Consider the following 25,900-nt stretch of genomic DNA (forward strand, 5'->3'; position numbering starts at 1 on the left):
AGGAGTGCATATGGAAATGAAGGAGACATTTACCGCCTTACTGGTGGAGGACAGCCTGTCTCTTGGCGCCCTGTATACCGAGTATCTGCGCGGCGAGGGCGCCCTGGTGACTCAGGTCAACTATGGCGAGGATGCCCTGAGGGAGCTGGCGCAGTGGCAACCCGACATCTTGGTGCTGGATATCAAGCTACCCGACATGTCGGGAATGGATATCTTAACCCAGGCTCAGGCCCAGTACCCAGATACCGTGGTGATCATGATCACCGCCCATGGCAGTATCGATATCGCCGTGGATGCCATGCGCGCCGGCGCCTTCGATTTTTTGGTGAAACCCTTCGATGCCAAGCGGCTCAGCATTACCCTGCGCAACGCCAGAAAACAGCGCCAGCTGGTGAGCCTGGTTAGCAAGTATGAAAACAGCCTGCCTAAGTCTAATTACATGGGCTTTATCGGCGAATCCCTGGCGATGCAGACTGTCTATAAGACCATAGACTGTGTGGCCAACAGTAAGGCCTCAGTGTTTATCGTCGGCGAGAGTGGCACCGGCAAGGAGGTGTGCGCCCAGGCGGTGCACCATGCCGGTACGCGCCGCGACGGTCCCTTCATCGCGCTGAACTGTGCCTCTATACCGAAAGATCTGATAGAGAGTGAGATCTTCGGTCACACCAAGGGGGCCTTTACCGGCGCTCATGCCAGCCGCGAGGGGGCTGCCAGCCGCGCCCATGGCGGCACCCTGTTTCTCGACGAGCTCTGTGAGATGGACCTTGAGTTGCAAAGCAAACTGTTGCGATTCATTCAGACTGGCGTGTTTCACCGGGTCGGCAGCGCCAAGGAGGAGCAGGTGGATGTGCGTTTCGTCAGCGCCACCAACCGCGATCCCTGGGAGGAGGTGAAGGCGGGGCGTTTTCGCGAAGATCTCTTCTATCGCCTGCATGTGATCCCTATAGAGCTGCCGCCGCTGAGGGTCAGAGGCAAAGATATTCTCTTACTGGCCAACAAGTTGTTGGTCGAGTATTCCGCCGAGGAGGGCAAGGTGTTTACCGAGCTGAGCGATGAGGTGCGCCAGCTGCTGCTGAGCTACCCTTGGCCCGGTAATGTGCGTCAGCTGCAGAACGTCATTCGTCAGGTGGTGGTGCTTAACGAGGGGCCGAGTGTCACCAAGGAGATGCTGCCGATGCAGATCGTCTCGGGTGCCGCCGCGCCAGCAGAAGCTATCCAGGGCAGAGTGTCTGGCGCAGCTAGCACTATTGGCCAGGAAGCTATTGCCCATGAAACTCTCCCCCAGGAAACTGTCGCAGCAAGCGAGGGGGCTGACAAGGCGTTAGCCTTGGGCAATGATGAGATAGTGCCTCTGTGGATCGCCGAGAAGCAGACCATAGAGGCGGCCATTGCCCGCTGTGACGGCAATGTGCCTAAGGCCGCGGCACTGCTGGATATCAGCGCCTCGACCATCTATCGCAAGCGTCAGAGTTGGGAGGAGATGGAGCGCGAAAGTTTAAACGCCTAGCTGAGCGCCACAGTCGACCTTGGCCAAGCTTAGGCTAGAAGCTCCTTTCCCACAGGGCATACAGGCTGGTGTCCCAGTCATGACCGCCGCTATGAACAAACTGGCGATAGCTGAGGGTGCCGCCGAGTTTTAGGGTGCCCTCAAACCAAGGTCCGTGGTAGCTGGTATCGAACTGATAGACCCGCTCATATTCGCCAGGAGAGACTGGGTTACCGCCTGCGCTATTGCCGGTATCGATACCGTCGGTGTTGAGCCTGAGCCAGCGCAGCTTGTTGGTGATGCTGTGGCCATCCTCTAGCTGAGTGATGCCGCCGAGGATTAAGGTCTCGGAATCGTTATCATAGGTGCTGCCCAGGCTCCTGCCGTAGTAGCGGTAGCCACTCTGGTAAAAGCCATGCTCATACAGACAGTTATAGGCGTTGGGGTCGATGCCGCAGGCCACCTTGGTATCGGCATATTCGATGAAGACCCGGGTGCTCAGTGCATCTAGCATAAAGTCTACCCCGCCCAAGTTGGCGGCATTGATCAGCTTGTTTTTGCCGTGGTGATAGTCTTCGTGGATCCGCTCGAAATAGATGCCATAGGGGACGCCGAAGGCGGTGTCTGACCAGCGAAAATCATAACCAGCGAGCATATTTTCCTGGCCGTTGGTGACATCACCCTCAGACTGGCCGCCATTAAACAGGCCATCCCACCAGTCACTCAGGCTATTGCCATAGCCCTCGCCGCCCCACTGCATGGTCCAGGAGAAGCCAACCTCTAGTTTCGAGATAGGTCTGAGGGTGCCGCGAGCGCCCCAATGTCTGGCATCGGGCACATAGCGGTCGCTCTCCATCTGGCTGAAGCTGGTGGTAAAAGTCCAGGGGCCGATCCAGTTAAGCCAAGGTGATTCGAATGCGGCGCTGTTGTTGCGGCTTAGTGTCACACCTGGCATGGGGCGGGCATTGGTGGTCTGGATTAGGCCGGTATCCCATCCTGGCCCCCAATATTTTTGCTGAGCGCCGGCGCTGAGGATCCAGTTGCCCAGGCTCAGGGCGGCGAAGCTGTCATCCAGTCGGCTGCTGTTGCCATCTATCGGGTCTTGATGATAGCTGGCCGAGAGGCGTCCGCTAAACCACTCCTTGGTGACCTCGACGCCCACTTTGGCCTCGGCCTTGTCTCTATAGTCATGACCAAAGCCCAGGAAGCGCGCCCTGTCGGTGGCCGCCCCCAGGCCGACACGGGTACTAAGGTCTCTATGGTCTCTGGCATAGGCGCTCATTACCCTGTCGTAGGCCGCGGCCTGAGCCGGAGAAAGTTCGGGCAATTCGGCTGCATCGAGATCTTGCTTAAGCCCGGCCCACATCAGCGGATAGGTGGTCACTGGCTGCTTGATTATCCCTGTATCGGCGAGCAGTTGAATGTCGGCGCGCAGCGGCAGGTCGGTCGGCTCTATCCACCAGGCGGCAAATGCCGAATGGCTGCTTAAAAGTAGGAGGGGAACGGCTAGGTATCGTTTCATCGGCTCATCTTTTCGATCTGAAATTTTGCGCGAATATGATGATTAATTGGCTAATTAACAAGGGAAATATCGATAATTGCCGGATTAGTCACCCGGCTTTGTAGCTTTGTGTTGCCTAGGTTGTTTCTAGGTGAATTAGGTGTGGGATTTCGGTGGTGATTTTGTACTGGCGATAGCGGTGAAAAGTTAACAGCTTGTGGGGTGCTCATCGGTTGGCTGCAAGCCTGACAAGGTGCTGAATACGAATGCAAGGCGCGGCGAAAGGCTTTTCACTGCCCCGCGCCTAGCTTAGTATCTTTTACGCAAAGTATGATCAAATTGTTATTAAATTCTTGGGCGTGGAGATGGCATACTAAGGCTATCTAGGACGAAGAGAATTTATATTGTGAGTCATATATTTAAGCAAGAATGGTTAGATGAGTTGGTCGAGATCGCTAAGAAGGCGGGCGATGCCATCATGCAGGTCTATGGCAGCGACCAGATGGATATTCAGGCCAAGGCCGACGATAGCCCTGTGACCGCAGCCGATCTGGCCAGCCACAAGGTGATCGTCGAGGCGCTTGCGCATCTGACGCCAGACATTCCCGTGATGTCTGAAGAGGCCGCCGATATTCCCTGGGAGACGCGTAAGCAGTGGCAGCAGTATTGGCTTATCGACCCGCTGGATGGCACCAAAGAGTTTATTAAGCGTAACGGTGAGTTCACCGTTAATATCGCCTTTATCGACAAGGGGCGCGCCCAGGCTGGGGTCGTCTACGCGCCCGTGCTGGATAAATGTTATTACGGCGCCCAGCATCTTGGCGCCTGGTTGGCCAGCGCCGATGGGGTGACAGATTTGAACCAGCTGGCGGTTGCGGCGCCGAGTGTGCCCAGGATTGTCGGCAGTCGCTCCCATGTGAGCCCTGGGCTTGCGGCCTATCTCGAGGAGATAGGCGAGCATGAGATGACCAGTATCGGCAGCTCGCTGAAGTTTTGTCTGCTGGCCGAAGGCAAGGCGGATATCTATCCCCGCCTGGGCCTGACCAGCGAGTGGGACACGGCGGCGGCGCAGGCAGTGTTGGAAAGTGTTGGCGGTCTTGTGGTGAATGCCGATAACGGCAAGCCGCTGGATTACAACCAGAAAGAAGATATTTTGAATCCCTACTTTATCGCCACCGCAAAGCATTGGCGTGATAAGTAAGAAAAAGAGAATAAGATTGGAGCAGAGTATGATGAGAATGGGTGTAGACCTGGGGGGCACTAAGATAGAGCTGGTGGCCCTGAGTGAGGCCGGTAAGGAACTGTTTAGGAAACGTATCCCCACGCCGCGTGAATACAAAGCCACCCTGGATGCCATCGAGGCACTCGTCAATGAAGCAGAATCCACTCTGGGTCAAAAAGGCACAGTGGGTGTCGGTATTCCCGGGGTGATCTCTCCTTTCTCTGGTCTGGTGAAGAATGCCAACTCGACCTGGATCAATGGCCATCCGCTGGATCTGGACTTAGGTGCGCGTTTGGAGCGTGAGGTGCGGGTGGCCAACGATGCCAACTGTTTCGCCGTGTCCGAGGCGGTAGACGGCGCCGCGGCTGGTAAAGGCCTGGTATTTGGGGTGATCATAGGCACGGGCTGTGGCGGCGGTATTGCCATCAACGGCAAGGTTCACGGTGGCGGTAATGGCATCGGTGGCGAGTGGGGCCATAACCCGCTGCCCTGGATGACACCCGACGAGTTCAACTCTACCGAGTGTTTCTGCGGCAACAAAGACTGCATCGAAACCTTTATCTCTGGCACCGGCTTCGTGCGCGACTATAAGGCGGCCGGTGGCGATGCCCCGAGCGGTATCGAGATCGCCCGTCGTATGGAGCAGGGGGAAGCGCTGGCCACAGCGGCGTTTGAGCGTTATATCGACCGTCTGGCTCGCTCGCTGGCGCATATGATCAACATGCTGGATCCCGACATTATCGTGCTCGGTGGCGGCGTATCCAACATAGAGGCCATCTATCCAAGATTGCCCGAGGCACTGTCTAAGTATGTGCTCGGTGGTGAGTGTCGTACCCCTGTGGTGCAGAACATGTATGGCGGCTCATCTGGGGTTCGCGGCGCCGCCTGGCTCTGGTAATGACTTCCTTGCATCCCTAGGTTACACTTGCCCCACTTTTCATTGGGGGCAAGACTTAGGGGCAAGGATAGCCATGTTCTGGGTAAAAAAACTAATTTCACAACTCTTAATGCCGATCCCGTTATCGGTATTGTGTCTGTTTATCGCGATCCTGATCCTTCGGCGACGCAAATTCGTTAAGGCGCTGATCACACTCTCTTTTACCATCTTATTGCTGGCGAGCAGTCAATGGGGCAGCCATCAGCTGACCGCACCGCTCGAGGGGCAATACCCAGTCAACAACGACCCGATAGAAAACGCCTGCGTGGTGATGGTGCTGGGAAGTCTCCACGATTCCACTATCGCCGATCGCGCCACCCTGCAGCTCTCTGCCACTGCACAGGCCCGTCTTACCGAAGGGGTGAGACAACTCAGCCTAGGCCAGGATTGCCAGCTAGTGGTCAGCGGTTGGGGTGGCAGTGACGCCTTGCCTCAGGCGCAGGTGATGGCCAATGCCGCCATCGAGCTTGGGGTGAACCCAGAGCGGATCATTCAGTTTCCCCTGGCTAAAGATACCCTGGAGGAGGCACAATTTCTCAAATGGGAGATAGGTGATAGCCCCTTCAGGCTGGTGACCTCGGCCACCCATCTGCCACGGGCCATGATGATCTTTCATCAGGCTGGCATGCACCCTCAGGGGGCGCCGGCAGACTTTATCGCCCGGGGCGGCTACTGGTGGCAGCTCGATGCCCGTAACCTGTTGGCCTCCCAGCGTTCGATCCATGAATATCTGGGGCAGACTTGGCTTAAGGTTAAATTTGCTTTGGCAGATTAGCGTTTGGAGATTATGGAACAAGAAGCAGTTGTCATTCGCGCGGTGACCAAGCGTAACGCGCGCACCTTTACCCTGATTGGTGGTATCGCCCTAATCAGCGCCCTGTGCATGTTTATCGCCTCCCGGGCGCTGATGGGGCCGGGCATGGTCTGTTTTATCTTCGGCATGATCTTTACCGTGCTGGGGATCGCCAAGTGGATGCAGCCCGAGGTGAGCATAGAGCTAAGGCCCAGGGGGCTGGTGTATCACCATCACAGGGGCAGTATCTATCTGGAATGGGACAATATTCAACGGGTCGATATCCCTCGCAGCATTCAGACGTTTGATAGCCATGATCTGCCCTATATCGGGGTCAGGCTGAAATCCCTGTTGCCGCTGATCGATGATATACCGCCCAGGCTGGCGACTGGTCTCCTGAGCGAGCAGCGCCCGCTGCTGATCTCCTCCTTGAATCTGGACGGTGAGCTTGCGGATCTCGAGCATTATCTCAACTCAGAGTTCACTCCCATCACGTTAGAAGGCACAGATTTCAGTGGCGTGCAGGCGATGTTTGCCCGGCGCTGCGCTCAGCTCAATACCCAGCTGGGTTACCATGTTTACTTGCCGGAAGATTGTTTAGACAGGGCGCCGAGAGAGTTTCTCGCACTGCTGAGGGAATATAGAAGCAATCTTAGTCAATAGCAGGTGATTCTAGCCTGTTAGAAAGCAGCTGCTGACCGCAGACTCACTATTATGAGTACAAGAAATGGGTACAAAAGACGGGTATAAATAAGGCCACACAATCCTGTGGCCTTATTTGTTAAAGCTGTCCACTTAATTTAGCCAGATAGGGCTCTCGCCAAGCTTACCTAGATTAGGCAGATTTAGTGAGTTCTTTAAAGTAATTGTCTAACTGAGACTCTGCCTCAGGTTCGGCATCAGATTTGGTTTCAGGGTTAATCGCTTGGACGTCTGGTTCGCTGGCGAGCAGGGCGACCTCTTCGCGTACGCGCATCCCGATAAACTGACCCCCTTCGAAGATCTCCATCGAGTTACAGGCGATCTCGCCTTCGACGCTACCTGTGCTGGTGATGTTCAGTTTTTCACACTTCATCTTGCCCTTAAACGCACCAGAGACCTTAATCTCCTTACACTGCAGCTCGCCTTCGATATAACCATCGACTTCGATAGTCAGCTTACCGGTCGCGCTGATTTTTCCGTGCAGTTCGCCGCCGATGAGGGCTTCGCCGGCAAAATGAGTTTCCCCTGATAATTTAGTCCCTTGCGCAATAAAGGTGAGACCTGCTTTGTTATTTTTCTTTCCAAACATAATGATTAACTTTTTGCCCGTTTTGCCCAATATTACCCTTAAACTTTGTGTAACAAAACCACTAATATTTGGCGCTGCCTGTCAGTTTTTTGGCAATGCTTTTCACTACATTAGCTAAGTTTTATTGATTGATTAGGGCAGGGGGCTACGCAGGCACCGCAGCCGTTACACAGCTCGGCATCGATCACAGGCTTGGGCGCCTGACCTATGCTGGCGGTAAAGCTGATGGCTCTGGGATCGCAGGCATCTTTACAGGTCTGACACCAGATGCCGCTGTTGGCCAGACAGCTCTGGTCGATACTGGCCTTGATCTGCCAGGGGGTCTCTTCGATGTCAGTAAACAGCGGCTCGGGACACACCTTGGCACAGGCGCCACAGAAGGTGCATTCATCCTGACTGAAGCTGACCTCGGGAAAGCCACCATCGCCGCGGGAGAGGATCTTGGTCTCACAGGCATCGATACACTTATCGCAGCGGGTGCAGATATCGGTAAATTCGACATCTGTGCGGCTCCAGGGCGGGCGGATCACCTGGCTCTTGCGGCGACTGAAGAGGTTACGGCGGCTTTGGTTGATGCGATTGCTCATAGATTCACTTGCTATCAAATGGGGGGCCTGAGCCCCCGTCTGCTTTAGGCCTTGTAGCCGCTCGGGTTAGAGGCCTGCCAGTGCCAGCTGCTGTTGGCCATATCTTCTATGGTGTGGGTAGCCTGCCAGTTCAGCTCTGTCTGCGCCTTGTGAGGATCGGCGTAACAGGCGGCGATATCGCCGGGACGACGCGGCGCGATCTGGTAGGCGATAGTATGGCCGCAGGCCTTCTCGAACGCCTTGAGCATATCCAGCACGCTATAGCCTTGGCCTGTGCCCAGGTTATAGGTGACTAAGCCTGGCTGGGTGTTGAGTTTCGCAAGCGCCTTAAGGTGCCCCTTTGCCAGATCAACCACATGGATATAGTCGCGCACCCCGGTGCCATCATGGGTGTCGTAGTCGTCACCGAAGACGCTCAGCTTCTCGCGCTGACCCACGGCAACCTGGGCGATGAAGGGCATCAGGTTATTGGGAATATCGTTGGGGTCTTCGCCGATGAGGCCGCTCTCGTGGGCGCCCACTGGATTGAAGTAACGCAGTCTGGCGATGTTCCAGCTCGAGTCTGAGTGGTGTAGATCTTTAAGGATATGCTCGACCATCAGCTTAGACTGACCATAGGGGTTAGTGGCGCCCGTGGGGAAATCTTCGGTGATGGGCAGTGAGGCGGGATCGCCATAGACGGTCGCCGATGAGCTAAATACCAGGTTCTTCACATTAAATTCGGCCATCACCTCGCACAGCACTAAGGTGCCGGTGACGTTGTTTTCATAGTAGCGCAGCGGCTGGGCGACCGACTCGCCGACCGCCTTGAGGCCGGCAAAATGGATCACGGCATCGATATCATGGTCGGTAAAGACCTTCTGCAGGAAGGCCTTATTGAGCACGTCGCCCTGATAGAAGGTGACCCCTTTATTGGTGATCTGCTCGACCCGTTTGAGGGCCTCGACGCTTGAGTTGCTCAGATTGTCTATGATCACTACCTGTTGATCATCATTGAGTAGCTCAACGACAGTGTGGCTACCTATGTAGCCTGCGCCACCTGTGACTAAAATCGTCATTAATCTTTATCCTGTTGTAAATCTGAAACTAATGTTTTGAGGTAGTCGGCAAAATCCCTGCCCACTTCGTGATGGCGCAGCGCGTATTCGACATTGGCACGCATGTAGCCGAGTTTGTTGCCACAGTCATGGCTCTTGCCATGCATGTAATAGGCGTTGACGGTTTGGCTGTTCATCAACATGGCGATGGCATCTGTCAGTTGGATCTCATCGCCGGCGCCGGCAGGGGTCTTGCCCAGCAGCTGCCAGATCTGCTTAGGTAGCACGTATCGGCCAACTACCGCTAAGTTAGATGGCGCCTGGCCCACCTTAGGTTTCTCCACCAACTCATTGATGGGTTTAGATTGCCCGGCCTCCAGCTGATGGCCGTTCACATCGGCGATACCATACTGATCGACGCTGCTCTCTGGCACGCCCTCGACCATGATCTGGCCCACTTCGGTTTCATCAAACAGCTTGACCATCTCGGCCAAGTTATCCCGGCTGAGATCGCAGCTGGCATCGTCTATGATGACGTCCGGCAGTAGGACCGCAAAGGGCTCGTCGCCCACGACCTTCTGGGCACATAGGATGGCGTGGCCCAGCCCCTTGGCCTGAGATTGGCGCACGCTGATCACAGTCACGTCGCTTGGGCAGATGGCCTGCACCTCGGCCAGTAGCTGACGCTTTACCCTGCGTTCGAGTTGGGCCTCGAGCTCGAAGCTGGAGTCGAAATGGTTTTCGATGGAGTTCTTACTGGCATGGGTAACCAGGACTATCTCATTGATCCCGGCGGCTATCGCCTCGTTGACCACGTATTGGATCAAGGGTCTATCGACTATGGGCAACATCTCCTTGGGGATCGCCTTGGTTGCCGGAAGCATGCGTGTGCCGAGACCCGCGACGGGAATAACGGCCTTGCGAACTTTATGCTGTTTCATCCTAATCCTAGTTGGCTGCGCAAAATGCCCTTTTATTCTAATAAAAACGCCCTGAAAAGCCAGGAGATTTAGGCGCTTTGGCCGCTAGCTTCTCGGTATCCGTCGAACTATTCGGCGTCGGCTTTAGCCTTATCTTAACGCTTGTAGCGGTGCGCTCGATCCCAGAACTGGGGTTGAGCAGAGTATGTAAAATACCTTTACATAAATATTTGTCCCATGGGGTAAGCAGATGAAATTGATGTCAAAGTCGGCATTTGTGTCAAGAGTGTTACATGTTTATTTATCTGTAAGTGCATAAATAAAAACGATTTAAATTTTCATTTTCTGCCTGATGTAAATTTGAGGTTACATCTTGAGCGGCGCGGCAGCCAAATTATAAAGTGTGATCCTGTTAACAAACTCTGGCGTTTAGTCAAATATGGAGGCAGGAGCAGTCATTTGTGTTGTATTTATCATGAGTAAACAAACTACGTATCAGGCCAGACTGCCTGATAGCCAAGGGTTCATCCAATACCCTGACAATGAACATGAGATCTGGCAAGCGCTGTATGACAGACAGAAAGGCAATTTGCCCCATTATGCCTGTGATGCCTACCTGAAAGGGCTCGAAGATCTTGCCTTGCCCGCAGATCGCATCCCGCAGCTCGGCGAAATAGACGCTGTGCTGCAACAGGCCACTGGGTGGAAGACGGCCGCCGTGCCGGCGCTGATCTCTTTTGAGAAGTTTTTCCAGCTGCTGGCCAACCAGGAGTTTCCGGTTGCCACCTTTATCCGCAGTAAGGAGGAGTTCGACTACCTTCAGGAGCCCGATATCTTCCACGAGATCTTCGGTCACTGTCCGCTGCTGACCAATCCTTCATTTGCTCGTTTCTCTCACGAATACGGTAAGTTGGGTCTGGCCGCCTCAAAAGAGGAGCGTGTCTTTCTCGCCAGACTCTACTGGTTTACCGTGGAGTTTGGTTTGATCCGTCAGGCCAACGATGAGCTGAAGATCTACGGCGGCGGCATATTAAGCTCGCCAGGTGAGACGCTATACGCCATGAGCGACACCCCGGTGGTGAAGCCTTTCGATCTGTTGGATATCTTAAGAACCCCTTATCGAATCGATATCATGCAGCCAATTTATTACGCTATTGATTCAATTGATTATTTAGACGAAATCGTCAAAATGGACATCATGGGTGCCGTGACTAAGGCGCGTCAGTTAGGGCTACATGCCCCCATGTTTGAGCCAAAATCGAAAGCCAGTTAAGCAAGCCAGTTAATAGAGCCAGATAAGAAAATCAGAAGGAAGAAGTATGACTGAATTAGCCCAAATGAAATGCGAAGCCTGCCAGGCCGACGCGCCTAAGGTGACAGACGCCGAGTTGGCCGAGCTGATCCGCATGATCCCAGATTGGGGCGTCGAGGTGCGTGACGGTATCATGCAGCTTGAGCGTGTCTACAAGTTTAAAAACTTTAAGCTGGCAATGGAATTTACCAATAAGTTGGCTGACTTAGCCGAGGAAGAGTTTCATCATCCCGGCATTCTAACCGAATGGGGCAAGGTCACCGTGACCTGGTGGTCTCACTCCATCAAGGGCCTGCACCGCAACGATTTCATCATGGCGGCCAAGACAGACCAGTTATTGGACTAAGTTAAAATTGATTTAAAAACAGCGTCATAGCCTAGCTATGGCGCTGTTTTTTTGGTTGCTTTTCGAATCCGGTGTAAACAACTCTTGCCACAAATCTCATTACACTCTAACGTATAGGCGTTTTATCGGCATTTCTGCGTGGCGTGTCACATTTTTTCTGGCATGAGACGCAACCGTGCTCGCGATAATCCCAAAAACCGTGAAGTAATAAATATAAAAAGGGACGAAAGGGTATGCGCTTAGAAGTAAGTTGCATCGACCGCGTGGGTCTAGCAAAAGACATTCTGGTGATCCTCGAAGGCTATGGCATTAACCTGATAGCTATCGACGCCAGTAACCAGGGATTTCTCTATCTGCAGTTTGCTGAGGTCAACTTTGATGTGCTCAGTGAGCTGCTGCCGTTAATCAGGAAGGTGGAAGGGGTGCATGATGTGCGCACAGTCTCTTTCATGCCTTCCGAGCAGGAGCATTACGCGCTCAAGACCTTGTTGAAGACGCTGCCGGATTCTGTCTTCTCCATCGACGTTAAGGGGCGGATCCGCATCGTCAATGAGTCGGCGCTGATGACGGTCAACATGGGTGAGCACGAGGTGCTCGACGAACCCCTCAATCATTGGGTGCAGGGCTTTAACTTCAACCGCTGGCTCAGCGAGCCGCTGGTGTTGGCCCAGGCCACACGGGTTAACATTGGCCAGAGCGAATACCTGGCCGAGATGCTGCCCATCTATCTGCCTGACGAGAACGACAAGACCATTCTGGCCGGTGCCGTAGTCTCCCTCAAATCGCCCGCACGGGTCGGCAAGCAGTTTAACGCCCTACAGAATCAGACCACAGGATTTGAGAATGTGCTGGCGGTCAGCGACAAGATGAAAGAGGTGTTAGTGCAGGCCAGACGCATGGCCCAGCTCGATGCGCCTCTGCTGATCACGGGTGAGACGGGCACAGGCAAGGAGCTGATGGCCAGAGCCTGCCACGATGCTAGCATGCGTCGTGAGCACCCCTTTATTGCGATTAACTGCGCCGCCATGCCTGACAGCGCCGCCGAAGAGGAGCTCTTCGGTTATGTCAGCGGTGGTGAAGTGGTCAAGCGCGGCTTCTTCGAGGAGGCCAAGGGCGGCACCGTCTTCTTAGATGAGATAGCGGAGATGTCCAAGGCGGCCCAGGTCAAACTGCTGCGCCTGCTGCAGGACGGCACCTTCCGCCGAGTAGGCGGCGATGTGGAGGTGCGCTCTGACGTGCGCATCATCTGCTCGACCCAGAAGAACCTGGCCGAACTATGTCAAACCGGCGAGTTCCGCGAAGATCTCTACTATCGCATCCATGTGCTCAGCTTCCATATGCCGTCGCTTCGCGAGCGCAAGGTGGATGTGATCCCCCTGACCGAGATGTTCCTCGAGCATTACAGTCAGCAGCTGTCTATCCCCATTCGCCGTATCTCGGCTCCATGCCGCGAGCATCTGCTGGGCTACGCCTGGCCGGGTAACGTGCGCCAGCTGAAAAACGCCATCTTCCGTGCGGTATCCATGTGGGATGGCTCGGCGGAGCTGACGGTGGATCAGCTCAAGCTACCGTCATACGCCGAGGGCTTTGGCTATTTCGATCATCAGTTTGAGGGCAGTCTGGATCAGGCGATGAAGCAGTTTGAGGCGAGTCTGCTCAGACGTCTCTATCCGGCTTACCCCAGTACCCGCCAGCTGGCGAAGAAACTTGGGGTGTCTCACACGGCTATCGCCAACAAGCTGAGGGAATATAAGATCAGCAAGCAAAAAGGGATGTAAAACCTTATTGCCAGTTGGCTGGCGGTTTTCTAGGCAGAGACAAGGCCGAAACCCCATGAATTTGGGGTTCTCTCTGCCTGTCATGAATTGTTTACAAATTTGAATGTTAGGGGAAGGAGTGTGATTTGTATCACGCTATTCCTATCTTGAGGCGCATAGGGTATTTCTATGCCAAATTGATAGTCCCAGACCCGTTAGCGGCGCGCCCCTAAGGTCTGGCAAGAAAAGAATTCGGAAGGAGTGGGTATGAAGTTAGCAAGTTATAACAACGGCCGTCGTGACGGTCAGCTGATGCTTGTGAGTAAAGATCTAACCAAGGCTGTTGCGGTACCGGCCATCGCGCACACCATGCAGCAGCTGCTCGACGCCTGGGATCTGCTTCAGCCGCAACTGCAAGAGCTTTATGAGGCCCTTAACCAAGGCGTGCTCGACAACACGGTTGATTTCGATGAGAACAAGTGTCTGTCACCGCTGCCACGTGCCTATCAGTGGGCCGACGGTAGCGCCTATGTGAACCACGTTGAGCTGGTACGTAAGGCCCGCGGCGCAGAGATGCCTGAAACCTTCTGGACAGATCCTCTGGTGTATCAGGGCGGTTCTGATAGCTTTATTGCGCCTAAGGCGGATATCGAGCTGGCCAGCGAAGAGTGGGGCATTGACTTCGAATCTGAGGTGGCGGTGATCACCGACGACGTGCCTATGGGCATAGACGCTGATTCGGCCGAGAAGCATATCAAGCTGCTGATGCTGGTGAACGACGTGTCGCTGCGTAACCTGATCCCAGCCGAGCTGGCCAAGGGCTTCGGTTTCTTCCAGTCTAAGCCATCAAGCAGCTTCTCACCTGTTGCCGTGACTCCTGATGAGCTGGGTGACAAGTGGCATGAGTCTAAGGTGCATCTGCCGCTGATCACCCATCTGAACAACGAGCTGTTTGGTAAGCCAAACTGTGGCATTGACATGACCTTTAACTTCAGTCAGTTGATTGCCCATTTCACCAAGACTCGTCCATTGGGCGCCGGCGCCATCATAGGTTCGGGCACCATCTCTAACTATGATCGCAGCGCTGGCTCTAGCTGTCTGGCCGAGACCCGTATGCTGGAGACCATCAGCGACGGTAAGCCATCGACCTCATTCATGCGTTTCGGCGATCGCGTGCGTATCGAGATGCTGGATGAAAATGAGCAATCTATCTTTGGTGCCATCGATCAGCAGGTTGTTGAGTACAAAGGTTAACTCTCAAAAACTTTTGAGACTTCGGGGCGACCAAGGTTGCCCCGTTTTTGTAACAGCCGCCGGGCAATGGGCGGAGAGAGAAAAGGAGCCATGTGATGAAATTATTGGGCTACTGGCGCTCCAGCGCCGCTTATCGGGTGCGTATCGCATTGAATTTGAAGGGACTGGATGCAGAGCTCGAATCTGTGCATCTGGTGAAGAATGGCGGCGAGCAGCACTTGCCTGAATACGTTGCGCTCAATCCCCAGGAGCTGGTGCCAACCCTGATCGAGGGTGACAATGAATTTGTCTTGTCTCAGTCGCTGGCGATCATCGAATATCTCGACGAGCAATATGGCGGCGTTATGATGCTGCCAAAAGATCCTAAGGCGAGAGCCGAGGTGCGCGCCATGGCACTCTCTATCGCCTGTGAGGTGCATCCGCTGAATAACCTTAAGGTGTTGCAGTATCTCACCAACACGCTTGAGCTCGATGAGGACGCCAAGAACGCCTGGTATCATCACTGGATCCATCAGGGCTTTAGCGCCTTCGAGAAGCAGCTGGAAAAGCACGCCGGCACCTACTGCTATGGTGATGAGGTGACGCTGGCGGATCTCTGCCTTATCCCTCAGATCTATAACGCCAATCGTTTCAAGGTCGACTTAGGCGCTTATCCCAACATTCGCCGTATCTGGGATAACTGCCATAAGCTTGACGCCTTCCAGTTGGCGGCGCCCGAGCGTCAGGCCGATGCCAGTTAGATTGGTCTCATGAAGCCGTTAGCACCTCGCTAAGGGTTATTCATCAAGAACTCGACGAACGCCCTGTCGGCAAGGCCGATGGGGCGTTCTCTATTCCAGGCAATATGCAGGTCTAGATGCACCGCAGGTGAGAAGGGGATGGCGCGGATAGGATCCCTGGCCTCGATCACCATCTCCAGTACGCTGGTGATGGCAAATCCTTGGGCGACCACCTGCTTGATCAGGTTGATAAGGTTAGTCTCGAAGGCGATATTGACCTCGAGGTCCAGCGCCTTGGCTTGAGACAGCATCCACTCGCGGTGGAAATAGCCGGGTTTAAACATCACCAGCTCCTGCTCGAAAAACTGCTCTAGGGTGATCCCTTTGTGCTCCGCCAAGGGATGATCTTCTCCCACGGCCACCACCATCTGCTCTCTGAGCAGCAGATGACTGTCGAAATTAGGCTGCAGATCCTGGCCCGTGATGATGGCGATATCCACCTCTTCGTTTTGCAACATGCGCAGGCTGTCTCGGGTACCGCCCTCGAACAGGGAGAGCTTGAGATCCGGATACCTGTGCCTGAAGGCCATCAAGCGAGAGGGCAAGTAGTAGGAGCCCAGCATGCCGGGCACAGCGATGCGCACCTCGCCCTTGGTGAGGTTGGCCATGGATTTAATATGGGCCTCGGCCTGTTTGACCTGCTTGAGGATCAGCCTGGCATGTTGCGCCAGCGCCTCGCCTTCGGCGGTGAGGGTGAGGCGGCTGCCATCCTGACCGCGATAGTGTTTGTTACGGTTGACGAGCGTGACCCCGAGGGATTCTTCGAGGCGTTTTATCCCTTGACTCAGGGCGGGCTGGGCGAGGTTGAGCTGTTTGGCCGCCAGGGTAAAGCTGCCCTTGGTCGCCAGCGCCTCGAACTGCCTAAGCTGTTTGATATCCATCTTTCATCCCACCTTCTCGCATTTTTCTATCACGCTGAGTTAGCACCATTGTCTTAAGCGCTTTTTTAGCAGATTGTTTTCAAGCATTGGTCATCGGAATTGTCTATAACAAGTTGTTATCGACATCATAGTTATAATCTATTTTTGTTATGTTAGCGCCGGTGCTAGCCTGTGTCTATCTATCCTATTGAGCGCGACAAAATGACCGCCAGCCGTCCACTACAACTTCGTCTGATCTGGGGCCTCTCTCTGGCTTCCGTGGTGATCTACATCAACCTGTATATGGTGCAGGGGATGTTGCCGCTGATCGCGACCAGTTTTAGCGTGTCGCCGGCCCACGCCACCTTGTTGTTGTCTGTGACCAGCTTCTCCATGGCCTTCGCGCTGCTCTTCTACGCCACCCTGTCTGACAAGCTAGGCAGGCGTAAGCCGCTGCTCTGGAGCCTGGCGCTACTTGTGGTGGCGGATCTCATGTTGATCTGGGTGCAGGATTTTTCGGCGTTGGTGGCGGTGCGCCTGTTTCAGGGGATACTGCTGGCGGCGGTGCCCGCCATTGCCATGGCTTATTTTAAGGATCTGCTCGATACCAGCGTGCTACTCAAGGCGGGGGCCATCTATATCGGCGCCAACAGTCTGGGGGGCATCGCCGGGCGCCTGCTCGGCGGCTTGATGACAGAGTATCTGACCTGGGTAGAGGCCATGGGCCTGGTTAGTGTCTTGACCCTGGCTGGCGTGGTGGGTGTACTTATCTTACTGCCGCGACTCGACCGGGTGCGGATCCGTCGCCGTCAACACAAGAGCGGTTTTGGCCTCGCCGATCTCAAAGGCTTTGGCCTGCACCTTGGCGATGCCACCTTGGTGAAGCTCTACCTCTTGGGGGCACTGGCCTTCATGGTGATGGTCAATCAGTTTAGCTATATCCAGCTGCACCTGATGCAGGCGCCGTTTGGCTGGGGCAAGTTTCAGGTCACCCTGATCTTCCTCTGTTATCTGAGCGGCACCTACGCCTCATTTCGCTCCGCCAAGTGGGTGACCCGCCTGGGACGTCAGCCACTGTTTATCCTCTCGGCGGTGATGATGTGTGTCGGTAGTCTAGTGACCCTGGGGGATACCAGCAGCGCCATCGTTATAGGCTTCCTGCTGTCGAGCTTTGGTTTCTTCACCTTCCACAGTGTCTGTAATGCCTGGGTGGCACAGCGCGCCCAGCAGCACAGGGCAAAAGCCACGGCGCTCTACCTGTGTAGCTACTATCTGGGGGCGGCGCTGGGCGGGCCTTTCCTCTTGCCCTTCTGGCAGCATTGGGGCTGGAGCGGCGTGGTGGCTGGCAGCCTGACCCTGCTTAGCGGCGTGATCCTCTTGGTGGTGATGCTGCAGCGCACCCATAGGCAGCGCGCGCCGCTGTTAGATGCGGCTAGCTAACGGGCTTATGCTCAAAGACTGGCTGGCTAACGCTTAGGGCTTCGATTAGTTGATAAAGGTCTTACGGTTGAGGCCGAACTTCTGCATCTTGTCATAGAGGGTCTTGCGCGGCAGCTCCAGCTGCTCCATGGTGAGCTTGATGCTGCCCTTGTTATTGCTCAGCGCCTCTTCGATCAGCAGGCGCTCGAAAAACTCCACCCGCTGCTGCAGCGACATGTTGGCGTTGAGTTGACTGCTCTGCCCTAGGGAGGTGGCAAAGGCCGCCTCTGGCCCTAAGAGCACATAACGCTCGGCCAGATTGCGCAGCTCCCTGACATTGCCAGGCCAGTCGTGTGAGACCAGCTGGGCCGTGTATTCGGCCGTCAGGGGGATCAAGGCCTTGTGATAGCGGGCCGAGGCGACTCGGGCGAAATGCAGAAACAGCAGGCCGATATCTTCGCGTCGCTCCCTGAGGGCTGGAATCGGCACTGTCACCAGATTGAGGCGATAGAGGAGATCCTGGCGAAACTCGCCGGTGTCGCACAGGCTCTTGAGATCCACCTTAGTGGCAGCAATGATGCGAATATCTAAGTCTATGCTCTTGTTGGAGCCGAGGCGCTCCACCTTCCTGTCTTCCAATACCCTGAGCAGCTTAACTTGCAAGGATAGCGGCGTGCTCTCAATCTCGTCGAGAAACAGGGTGCCGCCGTTGGCATACTCGAACTTGCCGATACGTGTCTTATCGGCGCCGGTGAAGGCACCAGATTCGGCGCCAAACAGCTCGCTCTCTATGATGGTCTCTGGGATGGCGCCGCAGTTGATGGCAACGAAGTTGGCCTCGGCTCGAGGGCTATGGTCATGCAGATAGCGGGCGACCAGCTCCTTGCCCGTGCCTGTCTCGCCTTCAATTAACACATCGGCGGGCATGTCGATCACCTGATGGATGATGTGGCGCATCTGCTTGATCCCCGGGCTGTGGCCCAGAATGCGCGGCCCTGGGGTGCTCTGGGATTCCAGCTCACGTTTCAGGCTGCGGTTTTCCAGGGTCAGGGCGCGTTTCTCCAGCGCGCGCTTGGCGATATCCAGCATGTGCTCATTGTTAAAGGGTTTCTCGATAAAATCATAGGCTCCCTGTTTCAGCGCCTGCACCGCCATGGCGATATCACCGTGGCCGGTCAGCAGTATGATGGGAATATCCTTGTCCTGAGCCAGCAGGGTGCGCATCAGCGACAGGCCGTCAATATCTGGCATGTTCACGTCTGAGATCACTATGCCCGGCCAGTTGTCGGGCAGGCCCAGGCCAATCTGTTTGGCGTCGGTGAGGGCCAGGGCGCGGTAGGATTCCAGTTCAAACAGCTGTACCAGCGCCGAGCCTATCAGGGGCTCGTCATCGACGATTAAGATGTCGTATTGATTAAAAACTTGATTTTGCATCGTTATCCTACTGCATGTATGGGCAAGGTGATCTGGAAGATGGCGCCGCCCTGTTTGCGGTTGGCAACGCTTATCTTACCCTGCATCGCCTCGACGATACGCCGGGAGATCGACAGCCCCAAGCCCAGCCCCTGGCGCGAGCTGGTGTAGTAAGGGTCGAAGATCTTTTGCATCTGGCTCTCATCTATGCCGGTACCTGTATCTTCTATGGTGATCTCCAGCCGATTGCTCACCACCACGCCTATGATCAGCTGTTTCGGGTTGCTGGCGCGCATGGCCACCATGGCATTGCTCATCAGGTTGATCAGCACCTGCTGTAGCCTAATCGGGTCGCCCCAGAGCAGCGTCTGACACTCTGTGTTGTTGAGCACCAGATCTATCCCCTGTTTGTCCACCTCGGGCTGGACTATGGTCAGCGCATCCCTGATGCACTGCGCCACGCTAATCGCCTTGTCGTTGCCCTGGCTCTTACGGGTAAAGCTCTTAAACTGCGAAACTATGGCTGCCAGACGGTCGGTGAGCTCTATGATGGTCATTATGTTGCTGGAGACATCGTCCCACTTGGCGCGGGAGAGCAGGGTCTGGGTGTTCTGTGCATAGCTGCGAATCGCCGCCAGCGGCTGGTTGATCTCATGGTTGATGCTGGCCGACAGGCTGCCGATCACCGTCAGCTTGGCGGCCTGGATCAACTCATCCTGGGCCTCTTTGAGCTGTTGATGGCTGGTCTCCAGCGCCTGAGTGCGTTCCTTGACCCTTTGTTCTAACTGTTCATGGGCCTGTTGCATGCGGCGGGTGTTCTTACGCTTCTCGATGGCGAATAACAGCGCCAGCGCGCACAGCAGATAGAGGGCGCCATAGAGCAGCAGCAGTGGCGGCAGCGAGCGGTAGATGGGCGTCATGGGCGAGAGGATATGCACCTGCCAGCCCGCGTCGCTCATGTAGGCGGCGTTATCCATAAACTCGGCGCCGCGCTTGTCATCGCCTATCTGATAGATCTGATAGTCTGCTGCCAGGGATGGGGCAAAGGGGGGCTCTATCGCCAGCGGACTGATCTCACGGTTGGCGTAGCGTCTCGAGGATTCGATGCGCTGCTTGAGCTGATGGGTCACAGGCGTCAGCGCGGTGAGGCGCCACTCAGGCCGGCTGGAGAGGAAGATAATATGGTCCGGGTCGCTGATGGCGAACTCATAGTTGCTGCCCCTGGCCATGCCTGTGCTCTGCTGTTCTATCTCGGTAACATCGACCTTTACCACTATCGCCCCTAACACCTTGGCCTCGCCCTGGCTGGGGGTGACCGGGTAGCCGTGGCTGTAGATGGGATAGGAGAAGTAGTAGCCGCGTTTGTTCGAGCTGGTGCCGACGGCGAAATAGCGGCCCATCTTGCCCTCGATGGCATCCTTGAAATAGGGTCTGAAGGCGTAATTCTTGCCAATAAAGGAGTAACTCTGCTGCCAGTTGCTGGCGGCGATGGCATCGCCGTCGATATTGACCAGATAGATATCCAGCGCCTCTGTGATGCTCTGGATCTCCTCCAGATAGCGATTGAGTGGCGTGATGGTATCGGGGTCGTCCTGCTTTAGCAGGGCGCTGGCCAGCAGCGGGTTGGTGGAGAGCACATGGGGGATGCTCTCATAGCGACTTAGAGACCCCGAGAGGAAGCTAAGCAGCTCCTTCATCTGGGCGTTGGATTGTTGCCGCGTCATCTCATAGCCATGTTCCAGATGGAACCAGTAGGCGACGCGTAGGGTAAAGGCGAGGCCCAGGAGTATGATGAAGCCGACGCCGAGGTATTTTCTTCTTGTTATAATTTTCGACATATAAGGCATGTCCAATTGAAAAAGCGAATCTGAAAGGGGACCGATTAGATCCCGTTTCAGACTCGCCCAATTGTTAAGCAAAATCAAGTGATTTAATAACCGTTTAACTTATCAATATATTCCGGCAGGAACAGAGAGATCTGCGGAATATAAGTGATCAGCGCCAGGAAGAAGAGCAGCAGCCCCAGCCAAGGGATACAGGAGTGGATCACCCACCCCATGCTGCGTCCGGTGATCCCTGCGGTCACAAACAGGTTGAGCCCCACGGGCGGCGTCAACATGCCTATCTCCATGTTCACCACCATGATGATCCCCAGGTGGATAGGGTCTATCCCCAGCTGGGTGGCGATCGGGAACAAGATAGGTGCCATGATCAGCAAGATGGCCGATGGCTCCATAAAGTTACCCGCTGCCAGCAGCAGCAAGTTGACTATGATGAGGAAGCCCCATACCGGCAGTCCCATGCCCACTATGGTCTCGGCAATAAGATGCGGAATGCGCTCTGTGGTGAGCACGTGGGCGAACAGCATGGCGTTGGCGATGATGAACAGCAGCATGATGCTGACCTTAGCACCATCGCGCACCACGTGCCGGATCTCCTTGTCGGCCGGGGTCTTGAAAACCGCCAGCACCATGAAACCCAGGTTACGCAGCACGGCTCTGATCAGCGGCTCGCCGCTGTCGCGCCAGCTGACATTTTTCAGGGGGCCGATATCACGATAACCAAATACCGCGATGAAATAGGCGTAGACGCAGGCAACGGCCGCCGCCTCGGTCGGGCTGGCGATACCGCCATAGATGGAGCCGAGCACGATAACGATAAGCGCCAGGCCGCCCATCGCCTTGGCGCTCGATATGGCCAGGGGACGAAAACCGGGGAAGGGACGGGAAGGCAGCTTCTTGATGCGGGCCACGATATAGATGGCGAGCATCAACAAGAGTCCCATCATCAGGCCGGGGATAAGCCCCGCCATGAACATACGCGCCGCCGAGACTTCCGTTGCCGCCGCGTAGACCAGCATGACGATAGAAGGTGGGATAAGGATACCCAGGGTGCCTGAGGTAGTGATCACCCCAGCAGCAAACTTTTCAGGGTAGCCGGCGCGAACCATGCCGACGATAACGATAGAGCCAATCGCGGCAACCGTGGCGGGGGATGAGCCTGATACCGCGGCAAACAGCATACAGGCCATCACAGAGGCCATGGCGAGACCACCGCGGATATGACCTACGCTGTCCATGGCAAAGTCGATGATGCGCCGGGCGACGCCGCCGGTGGATAGAAACGCCGACGACAGAATGAAGAAGGGGATCGCCAGTAGTGTGTAGTGCTCCGAGGTGGACTCATAGAGTTTCAATGCCACCGAGGCCAGTGAGTCATCGGAGAAGAGCAATATGGTCAACATGCTGGAGAAGCCGAGGGCTATGGCGATCGGCATGCCCAGCAGCATACAGAGAAACAGGCTGATAAAGAGGGTTGCTATAGTCATTATTTTTGGTCTCCCGACTGCTTGTCGTCGGCCTGGGCCTCTTGATCGATAAGGTGCATGCTCTCCTTGGCCTCATCGGCAAAGGCAAAGCCGTCGGTTTTATTGGTGATGATGGCCAGAGCCAGCTGCAAGAAGCGCCAGGTAAGTAGAATAAAGCCGATGAGCAGTATGCTTTGAGAGATCCACAGCGGCACAGCAGGCTCTTCGACGTCGATGCGCAGATATTCCCAGGCAAAGTCGCCGTCCAGTCCGCCAATCAGAAAATGAGGGAAGTCGATATCTTCCATGGGCACGCCAATTTGATACATCTTGGCCAGGTAATCCCAGCTGCCGACCAGGAACATGCCGCAGTAGATGAGACAGATGGCTACGGCCAGTATGGCGGTGTACTTACGTCCCTGGGCGGGGAGTTTTTTCACGAAGGCATCGACGCCTATGTGGGCACCGACCTTGACGCCGTATGACATGCCAAACAGCACGAACCAGCCGCAGATGGTGAGCGTTAGCTCCTGGATCCACAGGAAACCTGTGTTAAAGAAGAAACGAGCGATCACTTCGACAAAGACCAATAGGGTCATGGCGGTGATCAAGGCGTTAAGTACCACCTCTTCGATATGAGAAAAAAAGCGAGACATCATCTCTAAGACTCCTTAGATAGGAAAGAGGCCGAATGCCATGGAAACGGCCTCAATGCTTTCCTATTAAGTTTAGTGGGTTAGCGCTTATTATTCGTTTGAGGCAACGGCGGCATCGATAAGATCTTTACCTATCTTATCTTCGAACTGTGCCCATACTGGTTTCATGGCGTTGACCCAGGCGGCGCGCTGCTCTGGTGTCAGGTAGGTGACCTCAGAACGCTTAGAGTCGATGATGGCCTGCTTGTCTTTGTTCACCTTGGCCGCGGCGATCTCGTTACCATAGGCAATGGCTTCATCCAGCGATGCCTTGATCACCTTGCGCTTGTCGGCGGGTAGCGACTTCCAGAAGGTGTTTGAGGTGACCACCATGTAGTCGAGCACACCGTGGTTACTCTCTGTGATGTTGCTCTGCACTTCGTAGAACTTCTTCGAGTAGATGTTAGACCAGGTGTTTTCCTGACCATCGATGGCGCGGGTTTGCAGCAGGGTGAAGACTTCAGAGAAGGGCTTCTTCACCGGAATAGCTTCGACCGCTTGGAACTGGGCCGCTAACACGTCTGAGGCCATGATACGGAATTTCTTACCCTGGGCATCTTCCGGCAGGACAAGCGGGCTACTGGCCGAGAACTGCTTCATACCATTGTGCAGGTAACCCAGGCCGACGACGCCCTTACGCTTCATCGAGTTCAGCAGTTGCTGGCCGGCGTCGCTCTGTTGGAAACGGTTAACGGCGTCCATGTCTTTGAAGAGGAAAGGCAGATCGAATAGCTGCAGCTTCTTGGTGTAGCGCTCGAACTTGGAGAGCGATGGTGCGACAAACTGCACGTCGTTCAGTAGCAGGGCGGAGAGCTCGTTGTTGTCACCAAACAGTTGAGAGTTTGGGAACACGTTTACCTGATATTCACCGGGTAGACGCTCTTCTACTAATTGCTTGAACTTAAGTGCCATCTGGCCTTTAGGGGTGTTTTCGGCCACCACATGGGAAAACTTAATTTCCGTTGGTGCCGCCCAGCTGTTTAAGCTGGCACCCAGAAGGGCTGCGATTGAGGTCATCTTGACGATCTGTTTGATAAAGGTACAGGTGTTGAGTCTGGTCATTTTGTTATCCCTATTATTGTTAATCCTTCAGTGCCTTAGGGCGACTGCCGGTCACAGTGTGCTTAACTCATAGAAATTATAGGCAAGGACCAGGCCAAAGATGTTTAAATTATGTAAATTGCCTTATATCAACATGTTGCGACCTGTTGGTTGATTAGTAAACAAGTGTGCTTGGGGAGGATATCGCCCATTGGTCTTATTTCAATGGGTGGGAATCCACCCATTTTGCGGGGTCAAAGTTTGAGCCAAGTCCCGTTATCGAGTTAATTGTGCGCCGGCCAGTATTCACGTTTGAAGTGACCGTGATATAGGATGGCGCCGGCAGCCGCCGCGCACAGGGCTCCGATCAACAGCACAATCTTGACATCGAACACGGCTAACAGGCCGCCGAAGAGGGCGGCGAGCAGGTTGCCGACGCAGAAGATGGTTACCAGCATGCCCATAAGCTGTCCCTGGGGCCTGTCTTGATAGGCATGGGACAGGTAGGTCGGCAGGAAGCTGTTGTAGATAGCGATGCCCGCGCCTATGGTCATGAAGGTGAGCAGATAGCTGTCATTGGTGAGATAGGGAAAGCAGGCCAAAGAGGCGCCAAACAGCAAGATCCCCACCAGACTCGCGCTGGCGTGGTTGAGCCTGCGCTGAAGCACAGGGGTAAACCAGATGCTGGTGGCGATCATGCAGCCGGTGAGCAGCACGGTTACCCAGCTGATCTGCGCCGGGGTGAAGTCTGCCTGTTGTACCAGATGCAGCGGATAGAACTCATAGTAGAAGTTAACACCCATGGTCAGCAGCAGGTAGAGCAGAAAGAAGCGTCTCAGGGCTGGCTCTCTGAGCAGCACCAGGCTGGAGCCTTTCTCGGCGTTGGCCTGGGTCTCATCGAGCTGACGGGGCAGGAGATGATGGCTCAAGAGGGCACACAGAATACAGGCAACCGCCGCAGCGCCAAACACTGTCTCCATCCCCCAATCGATGAGGTAGCCGCCGGCTAACGGCCCAAGCAGATAGCCGCCATAGCCCATGGCGCTGATCAGCGAGAAGCTGCGGGTCTTGTCGATTTGCGGATGGAGATCGGCCGCTATCGCCCTGGCGATGGCGATGTTGCCCTCGCAGATCCCCGTCAGCAAACGCGCGAGACAGAAAAGTACAAATTGCTCCGAGTGCGCCGCGAAGGCCGTGAGTCCATAACCCAGTGCGCTGCCAATCAGGGTAAGGCTGAGCATACGCTTGCGCCCATAGGTGTCAGACAGGCTGCCGATGAAGCTGCCGCCTATGATGATCCCCAGTGGATAGATGCCTAAGACGATACCCATTAGAAATTCGCTGGGCAGGCCCATGAAGTGGGTAAGGGGAGAGCTGTTGTCGTGAAAAAGTGGCGCCAGCACAGGATATGGTAGTGCAATGCCCGCCACACTGATCAGGGTAACGATTAAGGTGACGCCGAGAATGCGCTGGGCCGTCTGCTTCGGAGCTTCTTGTAGGGAGTCGGTGGCCTTCATGACAGCCTTCAAAAGAATTAATAGGTAGGACAACTCTACCTCAGTGATTAATTAAGTAAAGTTTTTTGTTTATTTAATTGGATAAAGGAAGATAGGGATTGAAGTAAGCTATTTATTTTATTGGCAATAACATCAGCATTATTATTTTGGCGGGTTGATGCGTTTTAGAATTGCCTCGCTGGGCAGCAGCTCCAGGTGGCCCTGAGCATCGAAATACCAACCCGTGATGAAACCTTTTTGTCGCATGGCGACCAGGTTTTGCATCACCTCCTTGGCTTCGATCATCGCTTCCTGCTCATCGCATTCATGGGTGAGTTTGAGGTACGCGGCAATGCTTGCCAGCGACGCAGATTGAGTAACATCGGCCATGTTCAACCACCTTGAGTCGTACTTGGTTTGAGCAAAGTCTTAATGAAGAATAGTTGA

At 54.9% G+C, this 25,900-nt stretch carries 24 protein-coding genes; 11 read left to right on the plus strand and 13 right to left on the minus strand.

The window, feature by feature from the left end; genetic code table 11:
* Positions 1 to 10: 10 nt before the first annotated feature.
* Positions 11 to 1,507, plus strand: a complete 1,497-nt coding sequence (locus K0J45_RS07110; protein ID WP_220044796.1) for a sigma-54-dependent transcriptional regulator — start codon at positions 11 to 13, stop codon at positions 1,505 to 1,507.
* A gap of 34 nt (positions 1,508 to 1,541) precedes the next feature.
* Here the strand turns inward: K0J45_RS07110 and K0J45_RS07115 are convergent, their stop codons facing one another.
* Positions 1,542 to 3,008, minus strand: a complete 1,467-nt coding sequence (locus K0J45_RS07115) for a capsule assembly Wzi family protein (RefSeq protein WP_220044797.1) — start codon at positions 3,006 to 3,008, stop codon at positions 1,542 to 1,544.
* A 385-nt stretch (positions 3,009 to 3,393) separates the two neighbouring features.
* On the opposite strand from K0J45_RS07115, the gene cysQ reads away from it, so the two are divergent.
* The 4 genes from cysQ to K0J45_RS07135 all read left to right on the plus strand — a co-directional run bounded on the left by cysQ (position 3,394) and on the right by K0J45_RS07135 (position 6,602).
* Complete coding sequence (cysQ, locus tag K0J45_RS07120) at positions 3,394 to 4,188, plus strand: 3'(2'),5'-bisphosphate nucleotidase CysQ (protein WP_220044798.1); 795 nt, start codon at positions 3,394 to 3,396, stop codon at positions 4,186 to 4,188.
* Positions 4,189 to 4,216: 28 nt separating this feature from the next.
* Complete coding sequence (gene mak / locus K0J45_RS07125) at positions 4,217 to 5,107, plus strand: fructokinase (protein ID WP_011865227.1); 891 nt, start codon at positions 4,217 to 4,219, stop codon at positions 5,105 to 5,107.
* 73 nt (positions 5,108 to 5,180) lie between these two features.
* A complete protein-coding gene (locus K0J45_RS07130; protein WP_220044799.1) occupies positions 5,181 to 5,921 on the plus strand; it encodes a YdcF family protein in 741 nt (246 codons plus the stop codon).
* Between the two features lie 12 nt (positions 5,922 to 5,933).
* Positions 5,934 to 6,602, plus strand: a complete 669-nt coding sequence (locus K0J45_RS07135; protein ID WP_220044800.1) for a DUF2982 domain-containing protein — start codon at positions 5,934 to 5,936, stop codon at positions 6,600 to 6,602.
* Positions 6,603 to 6,774: 172 nt separating this feature from the next.
* On the opposite strand, the gene K0J45_RS07140 is transcribed toward K0J45_RS07135, so the two are convergent.
* The 4 genes from K0J45_RS07140 to galU form a co-directional block, all read right to left on the minus strand.
* Complete coding sequence (locus K0J45_RS07140) at positions 6,775 to 7,230, minus strand: bactofilin family protein (RefSeq protein WP_011865230.1); 456 nt, start codon at positions 7,228 to 7,230, stop codon at positions 6,775 to 6,777.
* Positions 7,231 to 7,340: 110 nt separating this feature from the next.
* Entirely contained in the window at positions 7,341 to 7,817 is a 477-nt protein-coding gene (gene napF, locus K0J45_RS07145) for a ferredoxin-type protein NapF (RefSeq protein WP_220044801.1), read from the minus strand.
* A 44-nt stretch (positions 7,818 to 7,861) separates the two neighbouring features.
* The gene (gene galE, locus K0J45_RS07150; protein ID WP_220044802.1) at positions 7,862 to 8,875 is read right to left on the minus strand and encodes a UDP-glucose 4-epimerase GalE; all 1,014 of its coding nucleotides are present in this window, start codon (positions 8,873 to 8,875) and stop codon (positions 7,862 to 7,864) included.
* Complete coding sequence (gene galU, locus K0J45_RS07155) at positions 8,875 to 9,795, minus strand: UTP--glucose-1-phosphate uridylyltransferase GalU (RefSeq protein ID WP_220044803.1); 921 nt, start codon at positions 9,793 to 9,795, stop codon at positions 8,875 to 8,877. Before galU ends, galE begins: the two co-directional genes overlap by 1 nt.
* A 454-nt stretch (positions 9,796 to 10,249) precedes the next feature.
* On the opposite strand from galU, the gene phhA reads away from it, so the two are divergent.
* The 5 genes from phhA (at position 10,250) to maiA (ending at position 15,183) form a co-directional block, all read left to right on the plus strand.
* Positions 10,250 to 11,047: a phenylalanine 4-monooxygenase gene (phhA, locus tag K0J45_RS07160; RefSeq protein ID WP_220044804.1), complete on the plus strand. Its 798-nt coding sequence runs from the start codon at positions 10,250 to 10,252 to the stop codon at positions 11,045 to 11,047.
* A 46-nt stretch (positions 11,048 to 11,093) separates the two neighbouring features.
* A complete protein-coding gene (locus tag K0J45_RS07165; RefSeq protein WP_011865235.1) occupies positions 11,094 to 11,432 on the plus strand; it encodes a 4a-hydroxytetrahydrobiopterin dehydratase in 339 nt (112 codons plus the stop codon).
* Positions 11,433 to 11,665: 233 nt separating this feature from the next.
* Positions 11,666 to 13,210 carry a transcriptional regulator TyrR gene (gene tyrR / locus K0J45_RS07170; protein WP_011865236.1) on the plus strand — a complete coding sequence of 515 codons (1,545 nt, stop codon included), beginning with the start codon at positions 11,666 to 11,668 and terminating at the stop codon, positions 13,208 to 13,210.
* A 246-nt stretch (positions 13,211 to 13,456) separates the two neighbouring features.
* On the plus strand, positions 13,457 to 14,443 hold the full coding sequence (locus K0J45_RS07175; RefSeq protein ID WP_220044805.1) for a fumarylacetoacetate hydrolase family protein: 987 nt from the start codon (positions 13,457 to 13,459) through the stop codon (positions 14,441 to 14,443).
* 95 nt (positions 14,444 to 14,538) lie between these two features.
* On the plus strand, positions 14,539 to 15,183 hold the full coding sequence (gene maiA, locus K0J45_RS07180; protein WP_220044806.1) for a maleylacetoacetate isomerase: 645 nt from the start codon (positions 14,539 to 14,541) through the stop codon (positions 15,181 to 15,183).
* Positions 15,184 to 15,212: 29 nt separating this feature from the next.
* Here the strand turns inward: maiA and K0J45_RS07185 are convergent, their stop codons facing one another.
* The gene (locus K0J45_RS07185) at positions 15,213 to 16,103 is read right to left on the minus strand and encodes a LysR family transcriptional regulator (protein WP_220044807.1); all 891 of its coding nucleotides are present in this window, start codon (positions 16,101 to 16,103) and stop codon (positions 15,213 to 15,215) included.
* 201 nt (positions 16,104 to 16,304) lie between these two features.
* Between K0J45_RS07185 and K0J45_RS07190 the strand changes: the two genes are divergently transcribed.
* Positions 16,305 to 17,522, plus strand: coding sequence for an MFS transporter (locus K0J45_RS07190; RefSeq protein ID WP_220045242.1), 1,218 nt, complete (start codon positions 16,305 to 16,307; stop codon positions 17,520 to 17,522).
* Positions 17,523 to 17,567: 45 nt separating this feature from the next.
* Here K0J45_RS07190 and K0J45_RS07195 read toward each other — a convergent pair whose 3' ends face one another.
* From K0J45_RS07195 to K0J45_RS07225, 7 genes are all read right to left on the minus strand, one after another.
* Positions 17,568 to 18,935, minus strand: coding sequence for a sigma-54-dependent transcriptional regulator (locus tag K0J45_RS07195; protein WP_011865241.1), 1,368 nt, complete (start codon positions 18,933 to 18,935; stop codon positions 17,568 to 17,570).
* Between the two features lie 2 nt (positions 18,936 to 18,937).
* A complete protein-coding gene (locus tag K0J45_RS07200) occupies positions 18,938 to 20,761 on the minus strand; it encodes a sensor histidine kinase (protein ID WP_220044808.1) in 1,824 nt (607 codons plus the stop codon).
* A gap of 83 nt (positions 20,762 to 20,844) precedes the next feature.
* Positions 20,845 to 22,242 (minus strand): TRAP transporter large permease, encoded by a 1,398-nt coding sequence (locus tag K0J45_RS07205; RefSeq protein WP_220044809.1) that lies wholly within the window; start codon positions 22,240 to 22,242, stop codon positions 20,845 to 20,847.
* Positions 22,242 to 22,880 (minus strand): TRAP transporter small permease, encoded by a 639-nt coding sequence (locus tag K0J45_RS07210; RefSeq protein WP_220044810.1) that lies wholly within the window; start codon positions 22,878 to 22,880, stop codon positions 22,242 to 22,244. Before K0J45_RS07210 ends, K0J45_RS07205 begins: the two co-directional genes overlap by 1 nt.
* 87 nt (positions 22,881 to 22,967) lie before the next feature.
* A complete protein-coding gene (locus K0J45_RS07215; RefSeq protein WP_220045243.1) occupies positions 22,968 to 23,933 on the minus strand; it encodes a TRAP transporter substrate-binding protein in 966 nt (321 codons plus the stop codon).
* A gap of 308 nt (positions 23,934 to 24,241) precedes the next feature.
* Complete coding sequence (locus tag K0J45_RS07220) at positions 24,242 to 25,474, minus strand: MFS transporter (protein ID WP_258406785.1); 1,233 nt, start codon at positions 25,472 to 25,474, stop codon at positions 24,242 to 24,244.
* A 141-nt stretch (positions 25,475 to 25,615) separates the two neighbouring features.
* On the minus strand, positions 25,616 to 25,843 hold the full coding sequence (locus K0J45_RS07225) for a hypothetical protein (RefSeq protein WP_011865247.1): 228 nt from the start codon (positions 25,841 to 25,843) through the stop codon (positions 25,616 to 25,618).
* Positions 25,844 to 25,900 lie beyond the last annotated feature (57 nt).

This window comes from Shewanella alkalitolerans (assembly GCF_019457575.1).
Classification (GTDB): Bacteria; Pseudomonadota; Gammaproteobacteria; order Enterobacterales; family Shewanellaceae; genus Shewanella; species Shewanella loihica.

Bases quoted from the DNA above. Each gene is read 5' to 3' on its own strand.
- K0J45_RS07110 (WP_220044796.1), top strand. From the start codon at position 11: ATGGAAATGAAGGAGACATTTACCGCCTTACTGGTGGAGGACAGCCTG.
- K0J45_RS07115 (WP_220044797.1), bottom strand. From the start codon at position 3,008: ATGAAACGATACCTAGCCGTTCCCCTCCTACTTTTAAGCAGCCATTCG.
- mak (WP_011865227.1), top strand. From the start codon at position 4,217: ATGATGAGAATGGGTGTAGACCTGGGGGGCACTAAGATAGAGCTGGTG.
- K0J45_RS07130 (WP_220044799.1), top strand. From the start codon at position 5,181: ATGTTCTGGGTAAAAAAACTAATTTCACAACTCTTAATGCCGATCCCG.
- K0J45_RS07135 (WP_220044800.1), top strand. From the start codon at position 5,934: ATGGAACAAGAAGCAGTTGTCATTCGCGCGGTGACCAAGCGTAACGCG.
- K0J45_RS07140 (WP_011865230.1), bottom strand. From the start codon at position 7,230: ATGTTTGGAAAGAAAAATAACAAAGCAGGTCTCACCTTTATTGCGCAA.
- napF (WP_220044801.1), bottom strand. From the start codon at position 7,817: ATGAGCAATCGCATCAACCAAAGCCGCCGTAACCTCTTCAGTCGCCGC.
- galE (WP_220044802.1), bottom strand. From the start codon at position 8,875: ATGACGATTTTAGTCACAGGTGGCGCAGGCTACATAGGTAGCCACACT.
- galU (WP_220044803.1), bottom strand. From the start codon at position 9,795: ATGAAACAGCATAAAGTTCGCAAGGCCGTTATTCCCGTCGCGGGTCTC.
- phhA (WP_220044804.1), top strand. From the start codon at position 10,250: ATGAGTAAACAAACTACGTATCAGGCCAGACTGCCTGATAGCCAAGGG.
- K0J45_RS07165 (WP_011865235.1), top strand. From the start codon at position 11,094: ATGACTGAATTAGCCCAAATGAAATGCGAAGCCTGCCAGGCCGACGCG.
- tyrR (WP_011865236.1), top strand. From the start codon at position 11,666: ATGCGCTTAGAAGTAAGTTGCATCGACCGCGTGGGTCTAGCAAAAGAC.
- K0J45_RS07175 (WP_220044805.1), top strand. From the start codon at position 13,457: ATGAAGTTAGCAAGTTATAACAACGGCCGTCGTGACGGTCAGCTGATG.
- maiA (WP_220044806.1), top strand. From the start codon at position 14,539: ATGAAATTATTGGGCTACTGGCGCTCCAGCGCCGCTTATCGGGTGCGT.
- K0J45_RS07185 (WP_220044807.1), bottom strand. From the start codon at position 16,103: ATGGATATCAAACAGCTTAGGCAGTTCGAGGCGCTGGCGACCAAGGGC.
- K0J45_RS07190 (WP_220045242.1), top strand. From the start codon at position 16,305: ATGACCGCCAGCCGTCCACTACAACTTCGTCTGATCTGGGGCCTCTCT.
- K0J45_RS07195 (WP_011865241.1), bottom strand. From the start codon at position 18,935: ATGCAAAATCAAGTTTTTAATCAATACGACATCTTAATCGTCGATGAC.
- K0J45_RS07200 (WP_220044808.1), bottom strand. From the start codon at position 20,761: ATGCCTTATATGTCGAAAATTATAACAAGAAGAAAATACCTCGGCGTC.
- K0J45_RS07205 (WP_220044809.1), bottom strand. From the start codon at position 22,242: ATGACTATAGCAACCCTCTTTATCAGCCTGTTTCTCTGTATGCTGCTG.
- K0J45_RS07210 (WP_220044810.1), bottom strand. From the start codon at position 22,880: ATGATGTCTCGCTTTTTTTCTCATATCGAAGAGGTGGTACTTAACGCC.
- K0J45_RS07215 (WP_220045243.1), bottom strand. From the start codon at position 23,933: ATGACCTCAATCGCAGCCCTTCTGGGTGCCAGCTTAAACAGCTGGGCG.
- K0J45_RS07220 (WP_258406785.1), bottom strand. From the start codon at position 25,474: ATGAAGGCCACCGACTCCCTACAAGAAGCTCCGAAGCAGACGGCCCAG.
- K0J45_RS07225 (WP_011865247.1), bottom strand. From the start codon at position 25,843: ATGGCCGATGTTACTCAATCTGCGTCGCTGGCAAGCATTGCCGCGTAC.